Source organism: Cupriavidus sp. DL-D2, from assembly GCF_039710735.1.
GTDB lineage: Bacteria > Pseudomonadota > Gammaproteobacteria > Burkholderiales > Burkholderiaceae > Cupriavidus.
The window spans coordinates 52,982-67,112 of the sequence record NZ_JBDKXK010000015.1 but is presented as its reverse complement, the minus strand read 5'-3'; the positions used below and the strand labels follow the sequence as shown (position 1 = coordinate 67,112).

The window sequence follows — 14,131 nt, the reverse complement described above, 5'->3', positions numbered from 1 at the left end:
CGCCACAATAAAGGAGCAAAACATGGGCATCGGTACCATTCTTCTGATCATTCTTATTCTTCTGTTGCTGGGTGCCTTGCCGACATGGCCCTACAGCTCCGGATGGGGTTACGGCCCGAGCGGTGGCCTGGGGCTTATCGTCCTGATCGTCGTCATCCTTGTGGTCCTCGGTCGCATATAGGTCTCAAATTTTTCTCGAAGGAGTCAGCGATGCCAGCGAAATCCAAGGCGCAGCAGATGGCCGCAGGCGCGGCGTTGTCCGCCAAGCGCGGCGAGCGCAAGGCCAGTACGCTCAAGGGTGCCTCGAAGTCGATGGCAAAGTCGATGAGCGAGACGGAACTGAAAAAGATGGCGAGTACCAGCCAGAAGGGAAAGCCGCAGCACAAATCCAAAAGCTGATAGGGTGCTGCGCACGACAACACCGCCTCCGCGTCATGCGCGGAGGCGGTGTTTTTTTATCGATCACTCCGGCACGTACTTGCCGATAAAACCCGGCAGCGTCCTGGCCTTGCTGCTGCGGGCCAGCGGAATGGCGATCGTCATTGCCCGCGCAAACCCTGCGATGCTCTGCAAGTCTTCCTCGACATGACGACGGAAGAATGCGGCCCAGCGAAAGTCACCGTATGCATTGCCTGGCTTGCGATACGCGCCGGCATTGCGCGTGAATGCCGCGAGACTGCGATACGGATCATCGCGCATCGCCATCAGCGTGGCAGGCAGTGCATCGATCTCGAGCCGCTTGCCATGCTCGTCATACGGATGCACATGCCCCATCGCACGCATGCGCTTCCAGAACTTGCCGGGCGACAGATTGCTCAGATCCGTTATCACCTCCACGGGCGCGGACTCCCAGCCCAGTTCGAGCCACGCACGCGCCCAATGGTGATGATCGGCGATATAGAGTGCGCCGCCCGGACCCGCGATGGTCTGGATGCGATGACTTTCCATGAAGCGCTTGCGCGCCGCGTCACTGCGCGGCTTGTTGCTGACCTCCGCCTTCTCATGCATCTGGTAGAGGCCTAGCGTGATCTGCGTGGGACGCAGCGTATCGAGTTCCGCCATTTCCTTGCGCGACATATGCCCCCTGACTAGTTATGGCTCGCGACCTGGCGGTCTACGTAGTGCTCCAGTTCGCTGCCGGGGTCTTCGTTACCGGTACTATCTTCCGCCACGGCCTCCCTGGCGACCGGGGCGGCATGGTTCGTATGGGCGGAATCCGCCGTTTCGCGCTTGCCTGGCACAGGCCAGCATTCGCCCTCCGGGGCATCCACCAGCGAGGGGGCGCGCTTTGGATCGAAATCGGTCCAGCGTCCGCCTTCCCAATGACCCTTGGCGCGTTCGCAATCCGCGGCGCCCCCCTCGCGCAACACGGACAGCACTTCTTCCCGGCGCTCGCCGCCGGCCCGCGCGGCGAGCAGCACGCCCGGTGCGCGCGCGCCACCGGGATCGACCGACATGATCGACACATCCCAGACCGAAAAGCCCCTGTCGTACAACTTCTGGGCCGCTTGCTCGGCCTCGGGAATGGACGCGAAACGCCCGGCAAGTATCGATGACATGATCGTTTCCTCCGTGTTGAATTCACACCTTGAACGCTATGCGTTGACCACTTCCCCACCGTTGATGTGCAGGATCTGGCCAGTGATATAGCTGGCCGCATCCGAGGCCAGGAAGACATAGCCCGACGCCACCTCGAAGGGTTGGCCGGGCCGCCCCATCGGGGTCTTGCTGCCGAACTCCGACACTTCCTCCGCCGTGAACGTCGAGGGAATCAGCGGCGTCCAGATCGGACCCGGCGCCACCCCGTTGACGCGTATGCCGCGCTTGACCACCTGCAGTGCCAGCGAGCGCGTGAACGCGACAATGGCGCCCTTCGTCGCCGAGTAGTCGAGCAGATGCGCGCTACCGCGATAGGCGGTTACCGAGGTCGTGTTCAGGATCGATGCGCCCTTGCCCAGATGGGGCATGGCGGCACGCGTGACGTGGAACATCGCAAAGACATTGGTGCGGAACGTGGCTTCCACCTGATCCGGTGTCACGTCTTCAATGTCGTCCTGCGGATGCTGTTCCGCCGCATTGTTGATCAGGATGTCTAGCCGGCCGAAGCGCGCAACGGTATCGGCCACGATCTTGTCTGCCTGGGCCACGTCCGCGATGTCGCCAGGCAAGGCCAGCGCCCCCTGTCCGGCTTCCTCGATCAGGCGCTCGGTCTCCTTCGCATCCTCGTGCTCGTCCAGGTAGGCGAACGCCACATCGGCCCCTTCACGCGCGAAGGCCACGGCGATCGCACGCCCGATGCCACTGTCGCCGCCCGTCACCAGCGCCACCTTTCCTTTCAATCGTCCGCTGCCCACGTAGTCGTCGGCGCCGCTGTCCGGCCGAGGCTCCATGTGTGCCTCCACGCCGGGTTGCCGCGACTGATGCTGGGCCGGCACTTTCTTCGGTGTCGACATGGGCCCTCCTCATAGTTGGCATCGCGCAAACCAGGCGCAAAATCCGTGCCGTCGCCGTCTGGTACAGGCGCAGGGTCGTCACTCCGCGCCATCGCGTAACGGTTACACGCGGGGTTACAAGCGATGGCAAGGATTCCCTTCTCCACGCGAACAATGCAAGGCATGAAGCTTGCAGCGCCCAGTCGTTGCCTCAGCCGCCAAGACTTGCCATGCCGAAAAAAACCACACCCAAATCCACACCGAAAGCCACACCGGACGCGACGTCAAAGAAGGATGAGAAGCCCTCGGGCAAGGGCAAACGCAAGCGCGTCTTGCGCGAGGGCGCGGGGCTGATGGTGCCCGTGGATCATTTGCGGCCCACGCAGATCACCGTCGGCAAGTATCACGTCGAGCAGAAAATCCACGTGACGCGGCGGCTCTCCCATGCGGACCTGCCCGCCTTCCTGGACAAGCATCGCATCCATGTGGTTCTTGGCCCGGAGCAATCGCTCTACGTGGTGGACCATCATCACTGGGTACGCGCGTGGCACGAGATGGGCATCGTGATGGTGCCCGCCATCGTGCGGGCCGATCTCAGTCACCTGTCCACGCGCGAGTTCTGGAAATACATGGTGGATCACCACATGGTTCATCCCTACGACGAGCACGGCAAGCGTTGCCCGATCTCGGCACTGCCGCCCGATATCCACGGCATGCGCGATGATCCGTATCGCACCCTGGAGGCATTCGTGCAACTCTCCGGGGGCTATCGCAAGGTCAAGGCGGCCTATCCCGATTTCCGCTGGGCCGACTTCTTCCGCAAGCACATCGCGCCATCGTTCGATACCCACCACGGCTTTGCCACGGCACTGGCAAACGCCGTGCAACTGGCACTGAGCAAGAAGGCACGCGGACTGCCAGGCTACATCGGCCCGTGACGGGCGCGGCGACAGTCAGCGTGCGATATCTCGCGCGTGCGCCAGCACACAGCACAGCAGCAGGTAGGCGCGCTTGAATTCGGCTGCGGCGTCACGCGATGCGCCGTTGCGTGCGTGGCGGAATCCCGCATCGAGGCGCGCTTCGACATCGCGTTCGATATCGGGTTGCACATACAGCGCGCGTTCGCGGTTCTGCCACAGCGCCCTGGTGGCAAGTTGTCGGCTTTCCATGGTCACCGGACACCACGGCGCCTCGTTGCCACCGAGTTCGATCCGCATCTCGCACAATGCCTGCATCAACACGCGTGTCTGGCGCGCGTCGGACCCACGCACGGCGCGTGGCCGTGCAGTGGGGGCGCGTGGCGCCACGTCAGGGGGGAGAGATTCAGCAGCGGGAAGCGACACATAGGCGGCTTCCGAAGAATGCATTGCCGGGCTGCTGCTGTCAGCCTGCAGGCAACTGATGACTGCGTGTTCCACCTTGGCCTCGATTGCACGTTCTGCTTGTTGTTGATGCGTGAAACCATGCAATAGGCGTGCCGGTCATCGCGCACGGATCATGCGGCGCGACGCGACGCGCGCGGGGGCGCCAGCGTGGCTTCCAGCAACACCAGCAGCCGCGCCTCGTCCATGCGCAGGCGCACGCCTGCACGCGGTGCCGGTAAAGCGTGCAACGTGTCGGTCATGAACGCGGCCAGCACATCGGGATGGACATAGCATTTGCGGCAGACAGCCACCGTATTGCGTAGCCGGCGTGCCACTTCCTTGATGACATCGACCACCGCCTTCTTGCGCGCGGTTTCGCTATCGGCAGCGGTCTTGCGCAGCAGCGCCAGCGCATGCACGCTGCCGGCCCACGTACGAAAATCCTTGGCGGTGAATTCGCCGCCCGTGACTTCCTGCAAGTATGCGTTGACGTCCGCCGATCCGATTTCGCGCACCTGGCCGTCGGGGTCCTTGTACTTGAACAGACTCTGACCCGGCAGTTCGGTGCAATTGCGTACGATGCGTGCAAGCCGCGCGTCGTTGACCGACACATCGTGCGTGACGCCGCTCTTGCCCGTGAACTGGAAGCGCAACCGGCTGCCGCGCACGGCCACATGCTTGCGTCGCAGCGTGGTCAGGCCATACGTGCGATTCTCTTCGGCATAGCGCGGCGTGCCCACGCGTACCAGCGTGGCATCGAGCAGCGTCACCACGGCAGCCAGCACTTTCTCGCGCGGCATGCCGTTGCGCGCAAGATCGCGTGACAGGCGGCCCCGCAGGCGCGGCAGCGCGTGACCGAATGCCATCAGCCGCGCGTACTTGTCAGCGTCGCGCAGCGCGGCCCAGTCCGCGTGATAGAGGTATTGCTTGCGGCCGCGCGCATCGCGACCCGTGGCTTGCAGGTGTCCAGCCGGATCGCAACACACCCAGACTGATTCGTACGCCGGCGGGATCGCCAGCGCGTCGATGCGGGCCTGTGTCGCGGCATCCACGCGCTTGCCTGCGGGCGTCTCATACACGAAGCCCTTGCCGCTGCGGCGACGCGTGATACCGGGTTCGCCGTCGTCGACGTGATGCAGCCCTATCTTGCGCAACGCCACCTCGATGGGCGCACCGGCTGGCGGACGATCCTGTTCTGCGGCGGGAGTGGTGGCGGCTTTCATGTGGCTGCGCAGACGCACAAGGCGTGCCATCGACTGGCTCCCGTGCGCGTCCGGCCATGCCACCAGGCATTGCAGTTATTACCGGCTCAAAACACATCTTCGCTGCAAACTTGCAAGTCCTGCAAACCGTCGCTATTCCGCGGCACGGGCGGGCTGCGCGGCGATGCGCTGGGGATCGTTGTCGTCCTCATCGCCATCGGCCACGGCCATGGCTTGCTTCGCGGCGTCTGCGCCGCTGTTCGGATCGATGCCATCGTCGGCATCCGCCATCGGGGAAGATGCCTTCGCCGGACGCGAGGGAATCGCCGGACCGGTCCGTGCCTCGGTCACCATCTCGCGCAGCCAGCCGAGCAACAGCTTGGTGTAGGCGCGCTGGCTGTCCTCGGTGGTCAGCCCGTGATCGGCACCCTTGAGCACGCGGTACGTGATGGAGCTGGCCTGGATGCAGGCATCCACGTAGCTGAGTACCGCCGTATGCGGCACGATGTTGTCGTGCTGCGACGCCACCACCAGCACGTCACCCTTGAAATTGGCGCAACTGCGTAGCGCGCGATTGGTCTCGGCGGGCACCACCTTGCGGCGATACGCCACGAGGTCCTGATCCACATGCAGTTGCCGCTTCGGAGACTCCCAGCCGCTGTCCATGTACAGCGCGGGCGCACGGAACGCCAGCCATCGCACGGGCCGCAGTTCGCACAGCACCGCCGCGAGGTAGCCACCGTAGCTGCTGCCCACCACGGCGATGGCGTTGCGATCCACTTCAGGATGCCGCACCAGCACATCGTATGCGGCCAGCACATCGGCCAGGTTGCGCATGCGACTGACGGTTTCGTATTGGGAGGAGGTGCCGGCGTGCCCGGTCAGGTCGAACGTCATGCAGACGGCGCCGATACCGGCCACCTCCCGCGCGCGCGCCAGGTATTGCTGCTGGCTGCCGCCCCAGCCGTGCACGAACAGCACGCCGGGCAGCTTGGTGGCCGGTGAAATCACCGTGCCGGCAATCATGCCTCCATCGGTATGGATCTTTATGGATTCTTCATGTGTGGCCATCGGATACGGACTCCAGTCTCGCGTACTTGGTCAGTGCGCCGACGTTGCGGTCTTCGCCCTGGAAGTAAACGTCGGCATCTTCGGGCACCTTTGGGTTGGCGCCATAGATTTCCCGCGTGCAGGCCGTGGCACGCACGCAGGCCGGGTCTGCCTGGAACGCGGCCAGCGCTGCCAGCTCCGCGCCCGTGGCGCCGCCTACGCGCCAGGATTGCTCCAGCACGCCCAGCCGCTGCACGCCACCGGCGGTGCCCATCGCCACGTCATAGTTGCAGCGCGACACCAGCACGCCGGGAAAGCACGCCACTGCCGCCGCGTGATAGGCGATGGCGGCGCGCACAGCCTCGTGCAAGTGGGCTTCGATCGGATGCGCCAGCAGGTTTTCCAGCGTACCGCGCACCACGCGCAGTGTGGACCCGCCATAGACCTGCTGGCCCGAGTTGTTCGGCGTCAGATCCTGCGTGCCGCAATAGCTGGCCTGCAGCCCGCCCACTTCCACCTGCCCGACACTGAACGTGGTCACGGCGTCGAGATTGCGCTCCACCACCAGCCCCTCGTCCGCCACGCGCTCCGCATCGAGGGATTGCAGCGCGGCATCGAGTTCCGCCTCGTCCGCCACCACCTGTTGTCCGAGCCCGCCGATCCCGCAAGGCTCCTTGATGCGCACCGCGCCCTCGTCGAGCATCGCCAGCGCGGCACGGCGCGCGTCGTCGAGCGTGAATGCCGTGAAGCCGGGCAGCACATGCGGCTTCACCTGTGCGGCAAACTCTTCGCTCCAGCCCTCCGGCGCACGCGCATCGGGTGCGATGAGTCCGTGCGAGATCGCCTTCGTGCCGATAAAGGCATGCGGCACCACGCCGCCGAACAGGTCGGCAAGGCTCTGGATGCCAAGCTGGCGCGCGGTGTCTACGCCCACCAGCGTATCTGCGGGAATGAAGTAGAAGCGCCCTGCCGAGGGCACATGCGTGTTGGCATCGTAGCTGCCCGCGAACTGAAAGCCCGCGAGCCGCGCCACCCGCTCCGCAATACCCTTGAGCGTGGTGCCCTGATGGCTGGCCGGGTCGTTGAAATCCGCACGGCCATATAGCACCACGCGGACATCGCGGTGGTCGGTACGCTGTTCTGCGTCAGGCGCAATCGCAGGCTCGCCCGCCCTGCCGTGCGCCACTGCTTCGGGAGTCGCCGTCGTTGCCAAGGTGGGCTCCTGTGCGGACTGTGGCCGCGTTGGACTACATGGGTTGGACTACGCTGAAGTTTCCCTGCACGCGTTGCCAGAAGCGTGCCTGCGGCATTCTTCTATGCGGCATTCTTTTGCGGCGCGCGCCCGGTGCGGCTGCCAGCGGCGATATCCTGCGCATCGCCGCGCCGTGCCCGTTGCGCTTTCATCTTGTCCTGGTGGTTCTGGTGCGCTTCGTCGATGGAGTGGCTGCATTTCACGCCGCCCTCTTCATCGGCCAGCTTGGCCAGCTTGCGGTAGAACTCCACTAACTGGCGCAGTTCTTCCTCGTCGAGATCCTCGATGGCCACCAGATGGTTGCTCGCCTCGCGATGCGACGCCAGCAACTCGTTGAGTTTCAGGTGCACGGCAACCGAATCCTTGTTCTGGCTCTGCTGGATCAGGAACACCATCAGGAACGTCACGATCGTGGTGCCGGTGTTGATCACCAGTTGCCAGGTTTCGGAGTAGCCGAACATCGGCCCTGTGATCGCCCAAACCACGACCACGAACAACGCGAGCACGAAGGCCGCCGGAGACCCGGCTTGCCGCGTTGCAGCACCGGCGAACCGGTCGAAAAGGTGAAGAATCCGGCGATGCACGGGCTTGTCCATGAAGCCCCTCCCTTTCTGTCCAGACTGTCTACATTGTAGGAAGCACTCGATTGACAGATAAGCCGGTGGCGTCCTACACGGCCGTCGTCCCGCGCCGTGACGTGTCGTTATTACAAGCATGGCGACGTACGGCAAGCGTCGTGGCAGGCATGACGATTGCGTCCCATCGCTCAGTCGTACTCACACAAGGATTGCCATGCCCACGGAAAGCCAAGCCCTGAACGAAACCCGTCCGGAAGAAGAGGACGAAATGCTGCGCGAACGCGTCGGCACCTGCGTGGCCGAAATCTGCGGGGGCGATATGCCCGACAACGTCACCGTCCACGTGGTGGATCGACGCGTCACCCTATCGGGACAGGTGGAAGATATCGACCTGTCGCAGCGGATCGAGAAAGCGGCATCGACGCCGCCCGGCATCCTCGGCGTTTCCAATCAGCTCACCACACGCGTGCCACCACCCCCCTTGCCGCCGGGCCAGCCGGAACGCGCCACCGGCATGCGCGCGGACCCTGCCGAGAAGCCGCCCGGACAGGTGAACCACAAGGTATAAGGCCGCAACAGTGGCCACAAGAAAGCCCCGGCAAATGCCGGGGCTTGTCTCGTATGGAGCGCTCAGGCTCAGTTCCACGGATCGTATCGATCCTTCTCCCAGTACGGCGAGATGCCGTAGTACTCGTGAATGGTGGTGGCCCATTGCGAGTTGGCCATGGTGGGCCAATGCTCCTTGTCAAAACCGGGCGCGGCCTTGATGCGTTCCTTTTCCACGCCCAGCACGAAACACTTGCGGCGCGTATCCAGCGTCAATGCCGACCATGGCAGTGCGTGCAGCTTCTCGCCGATGCCCAGGAAGCCGCCCATCGCCAGCACGGCATAGGCAATCCGCCCGCCCAGCACGTCCAGCATGATGTGGTCGATGGTGCCGATTTCCTCGCCCGACGGGTCCACGACCTTGTTGCCTTCGAGCGTGTCGGCGGCCATCACGAATGGTCCGCAGCCAATGCCATTCTTCTGCTCGGCGTCACCGATGATCGATGCGCCCCGGGCCTGAGCGGCCGATGGCGATTGCGGCGGTACTTGCGGGTCCAAGGGCTTCATGTGCGATTCCTCCTAGGTGAACGACATTCACGAGTACGACATCCACGAATCATCAACGACCCACCGGTACGGGCGGCACCAGCGGATCGAAGTCTTCCCAATTTCCATCGCGCCATTGGCCATCGGCGCGCTCCACATCCTGTGCGCCGTTCTGGCGCAGTTCGTTGGCCACTAGTGAAGTATTGTCGGAACTGACGTGCGCGGCCAGCAGTACACCGGCATGCCGCACCCGCACATTGCGTCCACGGGTCTGCGACAACGCGCCCATCAGCGATCCTGCATACGCACCGACTCCCGTGGCACACACCAGTACCAGGATCAGCACCCACGGTTGCGGCGGTGCGGCATACCAGGCGCGTAATGCAGCGGCCAGGCAGATACCGACACCGGCACCGAGTGCGGCACCCATCAACACGCCGCGCCCGGCGCCCCTGCCCGCGTGCTTCGCACCCGGGTCCACGGCTTCATCGCCGCCAATCGGGTAGGTGCCGTGCTGTCCCGGCGGGTTCACATAAAACATGGTCAGATCGTCCTGCCTGACGCCTTTCGCCATCAAACGCGTTGCGGTGGTCTCGGCGTGGGCAAACGTTTCGAAACGTCCTGCGATGATCGTAGACATCCTGTGGCTCCGTTCAAGGCATGTTGCAATGCGGTGGTGGAGTCGCGCGTGCAGCGGCAGCGACGCACCCCAAGGATTGGCGCGTTGTGCGGGCTTCAGTGCTTCTTCCCGCCCTTTGCCGCCTTGGCGCCCTTGTCGCTGGCGCCCGGACGGTCCGCTGCGGCGGTATCTCCCGCTGGCTGGTGCTCGCTGCCTTTCTTGAGCTTCCAGTCCACATCGTCGCGCGCAGTCTGCGTCTGCCGTTCGGCATGCTGGGCAGCACCGGGCGAAATGGGATCGCTGGCGGGGAACGTCATATCGAGCGCATCGTCCACGGCAGACTGATAGGTCTTGGCTTTGTGGGCCTTGTCCTGTGTCTTGTCGGACCTGGTGCTGCCCGATTTATCGGAGGTCCTGGTGGACGGCTTTGCGGAAGGCTTGGCATTTGGCATGGCGTCTCTCCGGATTGGGTTTCCGAGGAGAGACGATGCAAGGGATGGGCCAGCCGTGGAAGGTCGGCTGCAGGGCACAGCGCGGGGCTGGGGAGGCGCAACCGTCGCTGCAGTTTGTGCGCCCTGCGGTAAAAACTACTGCGTCACGATCAGGCTGCTACCGCACCCGACGTGCGCGGGAAACGTACCGCAATGCACACGGAGACGTTGTCGCTGTCGCAGTCCTGGTTCTCTGCGGTCAACACCGCGCCCTGCATTTCCACCATGCGGCGCGTCAACAGCAGCGAGGCGCTTTGCCGGGGCGAGTGACCGCCTTCGGGAGGCGGGCGCCGGTCGAAGAATTCCGACAACGCCGCGAGACGCGATTCGCCGCGGGAACGCTCCAGCGGCGCGCTTTCGGTAATGCGGAATTTCACGTAATCCGCCTCGGCAGTCAGGTGTACGCGTACCGATCCGCCGGCTGGCGCGCGCCAGATGCAGTGCGTCAGCAGGTGCCGCAGCAGCGGCGCGATACGCAGGGAGTCGCCCGGCACCATGAAACTGGCCCCGCCTTCTCCGTCATGGTCCTGGCATTCCAGCGATCCAATCATGACGCCGCGCGCCTCGGCCGCCGGGCGTTTGTCGGCAATGGCTTGCCCAGCCTCCACGCGCAGGTCGGTCTCGGCCCAGGCGGACGCCCGCGCATCGGCCAGCAAGCGCACCCCTTCTTCCATTTCCTCGATCAGGGCCAGTTGCTGGTTCATGCCCGCGCGCATGCCGTCCAGTGCGCGCTGTGCCGGGGCCGCCACCGTACCGATGGAACGGTCCAGCACATAGCTCCAGCTCTGGATGGCGTTCAGCGACGAGCGCAAATCGTGCGATACCTGCTCGATCAGCGCGCAGACTTCATCGATACCGTGTACCGGCGCCGGCGCATCGCAGGCATCGCAGCCTTCGGGGGAAGGGCCGCTGGATGGCGAAGGTGGGGGTGTTGCGTCAGCCATGGTGATCCATAGACATTCGATTCGAACGGAAAACGCCGTTCACTCCCCACGCAAAAACCGTGCGCTGCAGCGTCGCGCCCGCGATGCGGCGTGCGAAATCCCGCTTCACGAGGCTGGAGGCGGGCTGGCCTCACCATTGCGCGATGCGCGCAGCCACTCGGGCAGTTCGCCCTTTGCTGCGTAATCTTCCAGACGGTTGTACAAAGTCTTCAAACTGATACCCAGGATTTCCGCCGCATGTTTCTTCACACCGGAGCACTGCTCCAGCGTGGCAAATATCAACTGGCGATCGGCTTCGGCCAGCGACATGCCCACCGGCACCGATACCACCGCGTTGCCCGCGCTGGGCGCGGCGGCCACCTGCAGCGGAATCTGGACTTCGGTGATCACATCCTGGTCTGCCATGATGTAGGCGCGTTGCACGAAATTGCGAAGCTCGCGCACATTGCCCGGCCAGGAATGCATGCGCAGGCTTTCCAGCACGGTCGCCGAGAACCGGCGCTGCGTGCCCTGCTCCGCATTCAGTTGTTCGAGCATGGTGTTGCCGATCTGCACCACGTCATCGCCGCGCGCACGCAGCGGCGGCAATTCGATCGGGAACACATTGAGCCGGTGATAGAGGTCCGCACGCAGCTTGCCTTCCGCCACCGCTTCCTCGGGGTTGCGATTGGTAGCGGCCAGCACCCGCACATCGGCATGCGTCTCGCGGTTCGTGCCCACCCGCATGAACGAGCCGGTCTCCAGCACGCGCAGCAGCTTGACCTGCAATTCCAGCGGCATCTCGGTAATTTCGTCGAGGAACAGCGTGCCGCCATCGGCGCGTTCGAAATAACCCTTGTGCTGGCGGTCTGCACCCGTGAAGCTGCCGCGTTCGTGGCCGAACATCTCGGTCTCGATCAGCGTGGGCGAGATGGCGCCGCAATTGACTGCGAGGAACGGCTGGCGACGGCGAGCGGACAGTTCGTGAACCGTCTGCGCCGCCAGTTCCTTGCCCGTGCCACTTTCGCCAATCAGCAGCACCGTGGCCTCCGTGGGGCCAACCTTGCCCAGCTGGTCGTACACCACCTGCATCGCTTCGGAACTGCCGAGCAAGCGGCCAAAGCGGCCATACCGGCGCAATTCGCCTCGCAGCGAATGCACTTCGGCGCGCAGTTCGCTGGTGGTGGCAATGCGCTTGAGCACCGTCTGCAGGCGCGTGACGTTGATCGGCTTGACCAGATAGTCGGTGGCGCCCAGGCGCAGCGCCTCCACGGCGGATTCCACGCTGGCATAGCCAGTGGTCAAAATCACCTCGACGCCGCTCGAACCTACTTCGTCGAACAGTTCCATGCCGTTGCCATCCGGCAGGCGAAGGTCGGCCAGGATGGCGTCGGGCATGCGCCAGCCGATCTGGAGGCGCGCTTCGCGAAGGTTTCCGGCCGTACCGGACGAAAAGCCTTCGATCGCCACGATTTCCGCCAGCGCCGCGCAGGCGTTTTCGTCGTCGTCAACGATCAGGATATGTGGCATAGGAGATTCGGATGGCGTCGTCGGACCGGCGTCTGTTTGTCATGGGCCCGGGGGCTGGGTTGATCTGTCATTGTGCACGGCAGCACCCCGCAACAGCCTGTACGGGAATGGCACGCGCACAACGATAGCCTGAAGTGTAGCGATCGAGTCTTCAAGGTTATGCCGGTGTCTGTCTTACACGCCTGTGGGATCATGCCGCGACAGCGCCCCAGGCGGTAGCCACCCGGCGCGCGAGCAGATAGCATGCTAGGCATCATCCACCATTGCAACGAGTCCGTGCATCGCCGGCAGCCATCTGCTGCCGGGAACCGTCGACTCCCCGATCCGTGTCAACCACCGCCACGCTACCTTCCGGACGCTCCGCCCTGCCCGCCCTCCGTACCCCGGGGCGCCGCGCCGTGCCCGCCCAGGTCTCGCTGTTCTGGGAGAGCACCGCGCCGGCGATGCAGCGCCTGATCGGCCAACTCAATCGTGTGGCGGCCACCGACGTGACGATGCTCGCCGTGGGCGAAAGCGGCGCGGGCAAGGAAGTGGTGGCCCGGGCCGTCCATGAACGCAGCACCCGCAAGTCCGGCCCCTTCGTGGCGGTGAATTGCGGCGCCATTGCGCCGACGCTGATCGAATCGGAATTGTTCGGGCACGAGAAGGGCGGCTTCACGGGCGCACTGGAGCAGAAGGCGGGATATTTCGAACAGGCACAGGGCGGCACGCTGTTCCTCGACGAAGTCACCGAGATGCCGCTGGAGATGCAGATCAAGCTGTTGCGCGTGCTGGAAAGCCGGTCGTTCCATCGGGTGGGCGGCGACGCCCCCATGGTCAGCGATGTGCGCATCCTGGCAGCCACCAACCGCGACCCGATGGATGCCGTGCGCGGCGGCCAGCTACGGGAAGACCTGCTGTATCGCCTGGCCGTCTTCCCGCTGCATATTCCCCCGCTGCGCGAGCGCACCGAGGATATCGTGCCGCTGGCGCGCCATTTCCTCGAAGAATTCAATGCGATGGAGCAGACCGAGAAAAGCTTCGCGCCGGGTTCGCTGGAGCGGCTCGCGCGTTATGACTGGCCAGGCAATGTGCGCGAACTGAAGAACACCATCTACCGCGCCTATATCCTGGCAGACCGCCAGATCGAGATCGGCAACCCCGGGCTGGCGGGTCAACCACCGCGCCCGACCACGGTCGATGGCGTGGTCAGCGTCCGCGTGGGCACCACGCTGGCCGATACACAGCGCGAGATCATTCTCGCCACCCTCGCCAAGTTCGATGGCGACAAGCGCCAGGCTGCCAAGGCCCTCGGCATCAGCCTCAAGACGCTCTACAACCGTCTGGACGTCTACCGGGCGGGCTGATCCCGCCCCGCTTTTTCCCGCTTTTTCTTCCTTCCGCCGCTTCCCCCCTTTGCGTGGAAAAGTGCCGCTGTCCTGACCCGAACGGGTGAAGGACCGCGCATGCATTTTTCCGCGCAAACCCAATGCTGACAAGGTTTCCCGCCGGTTGGAAAGGTGGCGGAACCGGGCATTCCTACTACTTGCGACCACTGGCCCATGTATTTCTTACATGCGGCGGTTTTGCCCGCCAAAGCCGGACCTGTCCGAAACCGT

Annotated in this window: 18 protein-coding genes; 5 read left to right on the top strand and 13 right to left on the bottom strand. The window is 64.2% G+C overall.

Features of this window, described 5'->3' with window-relative positions; all coding sequences use genetic code 11:
• Positions 1-22 precede the first annotated feature (22 nt).
• Entirely contained in the window at positions 23-181 is a 159-nt protein-coding gene (locus tag ABDB81_RS11530) for a DUF3309 family protein (RefSeq protein ID WP_137924790.1), read from the top strand.
• 29 nt (positions 182-210) lie between these two features.
• Positions 211-399 carry a DUF3008 family protein gene (locus ABDB81_RS11525; RefSeq protein WP_137924789.1) on the top strand — a complete coding sequence of 63 codons (189 nt, stop codon included), beginning with the start codon at positions 211-213 and terminating at the stop codon, positions 397-399.
• A 63-nt stretch (positions 400-462) separates the two neighbouring features.
• On the opposite strand, the gene ABDB81_RS11520 is transcribed toward ABDB81_RS11525, so the two are convergent.
• From ABDB81_RS11520 to ABDB81_RS11510, 3 genes are read right to left on the bottom strand one after another with little or no spacing between them, the layout of a single operon-like run.
• Positions 463-1,077: a ParB/Srx family N-terminal domain-containing protein gene (locus tag ABDB81_RS11520; RefSeq protein ID WP_160473475.1), complete on the bottom strand. Its 615-nt coding sequence runs from the start codon at positions 1,075-1,077 to the stop codon at positions 463-465.
• Between the two features lie 11 nt (positions 1,078-1,088).
• Positions 1,089-1,559 (bottom strand): hypothetical protein, encoded by a 471-nt coding sequence (locus tag ABDB81_RS11515; RefSeq protein ID WP_346811199.1) that lies wholly within the window; start codon positions 1,557-1,559, stop codon positions 1,089-1,091.
• Positions 1,560-1,595: 36 nt separating this feature from the next.
• Positions 1,596-2,453, bottom strand: a complete 858-nt coding sequence (locus ABDB81_RS11510) for an SDR family oxidoreductase (RefSeq protein WP_137924786.1) — start codon at positions 2,451-2,453, stop codon at positions 1,596-1,598.
• A gap of 209 nt (positions 2,454-2,662) precedes the next feature.
• On the opposite strand from ABDB81_RS11510, the gene ABDB81_RS11505 reads away from it, so the two are divergent.
• Complete coding sequence (locus ABDB81_RS11505; protein ID WP_346811197.1) at positions 2,663-3,370, top strand: ParB/Srx family N-terminal domain-containing protein; 708 nt, start codon at positions 2,663-2,665, stop codon at positions 3,368-3,370.
• A 15-nt stretch (positions 3,371-3,385) separates the two neighbouring features.
• Here the strand turns inward: ABDB81_RS11505 and ABDB81_RS11500 are convergent, their stop codons facing one another.
• The 5 genes from ABDB81_RS11500 to ABDB81_RS11480 form a co-directional block, all read right to left on the bottom strand.
• Positions 3,386-3,799, bottom strand: coding sequence for a hypothetical protein (locus ABDB81_RS11500; RefSeq protein ID WP_137924784.1), 414 nt, complete (start codon positions 3,797-3,799; stop codon positions 3,386-3,388).
• Positions 3,800-3,927: 128 nt separating this feature from the next.
• Positions 3,928-5,049 (bottom strand): DNA topoisomerase IB, encoded by a 1,122-nt coding sequence (locus tag ABDB81_RS11495; RefSeq protein ID WP_137924783.1) that lies wholly within the window; start codon positions 5,047-5,049, stop codon positions 3,928-3,930.
• A 102-nt stretch (positions 5,050-5,151) separates the two neighbouring features.
• Positions 5,152-6,069 (bottom strand): alpha/beta fold hydrolase, encoded by a 918-nt coding sequence (locus ABDB81_RS11490; protein WP_137924782.1) that lies wholly within the window; start codon positions 6,067-6,069, stop codon positions 5,152-5,154.
• A complete protein-coding gene (locus ABDB81_RS11485) occupies positions 6,056-7,261 on the bottom strand; it encodes a DUF3182 family protein (RefSeq protein WP_202126823.1) in 1,206 nt (401 codons plus the stop codon). The genes ABDB81_RS11490 and ABDB81_RS11485 overlap by 14 nt, the downstream gene beginning before the upstream one ends.
• A 101-nt stretch (positions 7,262-7,362) precedes the next feature.
• Positions 7,363-7,896: a low affinity iron permease family protein gene (locus ABDB81_RS11480; protein WP_160473471.1), complete on the bottom strand. Its 534-nt coding sequence runs from the start codon at positions 7,894-7,896 to the stop codon at positions 7,363-7,365.
• A 196-nt stretch (positions 7,897-8,092) separates the two neighbouring features.
• On the opposite strand from ABDB81_RS11480, the gene ABDB81_RS11475 reads away from it, so the two are divergent.
• Positions 8,093-8,446 (top strand): BON domain-containing protein, encoded by a 354-nt coding sequence (locus ABDB81_RS11475; protein ID WP_137924780.1) that lies wholly within the window; start codon positions 8,093-8,095, stop codon positions 8,444-8,446.
• A 68-nt stretch (positions 8,447-8,514) separates the two neighbouring features.
• On the opposite strand, the gene ABDB81_RS11470 is transcribed toward ABDB81_RS11475, so the two are convergent.
• The 5 genes from ABDB81_RS11470 to ABDB81_RS11450 form a co-directional block, all read right to left on the bottom strand.
• Positions 8,515-8,991, bottom strand: a complete 477-nt coding sequence (locus ABDB81_RS11470) for a PRC-barrel domain-containing protein (protein ID WP_137924779.1) — start codon at positions 8,989-8,991, stop codon at positions 8,515-8,517.
• Positions 8,992-9,043: 52 nt separating this feature from the next.
• A complete protein-coding gene (locus ABDB81_RS11465) occupies positions 9,044-9,610 on the bottom strand; it encodes a hypothetical protein (protein ID WP_346811194.1) in 567 nt (188 codons plus the stop codon).
• Between the two features lie 95 nt (positions 9,611-9,705).
• Positions 9,706-10,041 (bottom strand): hypothetical protein, encoded by a 336-nt coding sequence (locus ABDB81_RS11460; protein WP_237380438.1) that lies wholly within the window; start codon positions 10,039-10,041, stop codon positions 9,706-9,708.
• Between the two features lie 149 nt (positions 10,042-10,190).
• On the bottom strand, positions 10,191-11,024 hold the full coding sequence (locus tag ABDB81_RS11455; protein WP_237380437.1) for a sensor histidine kinase: 834 nt from the start codon (positions 11,022-11,024) through the stop codon (positions 10,191-10,193).
• 105 nt (positions 11,025-11,129) lie between these two features.
• Positions 11,130-12,533 (bottom strand): sigma-54 dependent transcriptional regulator, encoded by a 1,404-nt coding sequence (locus ABDB81_RS11450; protein WP_137924777.1) that lies wholly within the window; start codon positions 12,531-12,533, stop codon positions 11,130-11,132.
• Between the two features lie 365 nt (positions 12,534-12,898).
• On the opposite strand from ABDB81_RS11450, the gene ABDB81_RS11445 reads away from it, so the two are divergent.
• Positions 12,899-13,879, top strand: a complete 981-nt coding sequence (locus tag ABDB81_RS11445; RefSeq protein ID WP_237380729.1) for a sigma-54 dependent transcriptional regulator — start codon at positions 12,899-12,901, stop codon at positions 13,877-13,879.
• Positions 13,880-14,131 lie beyond the last annotated feature (252 nt).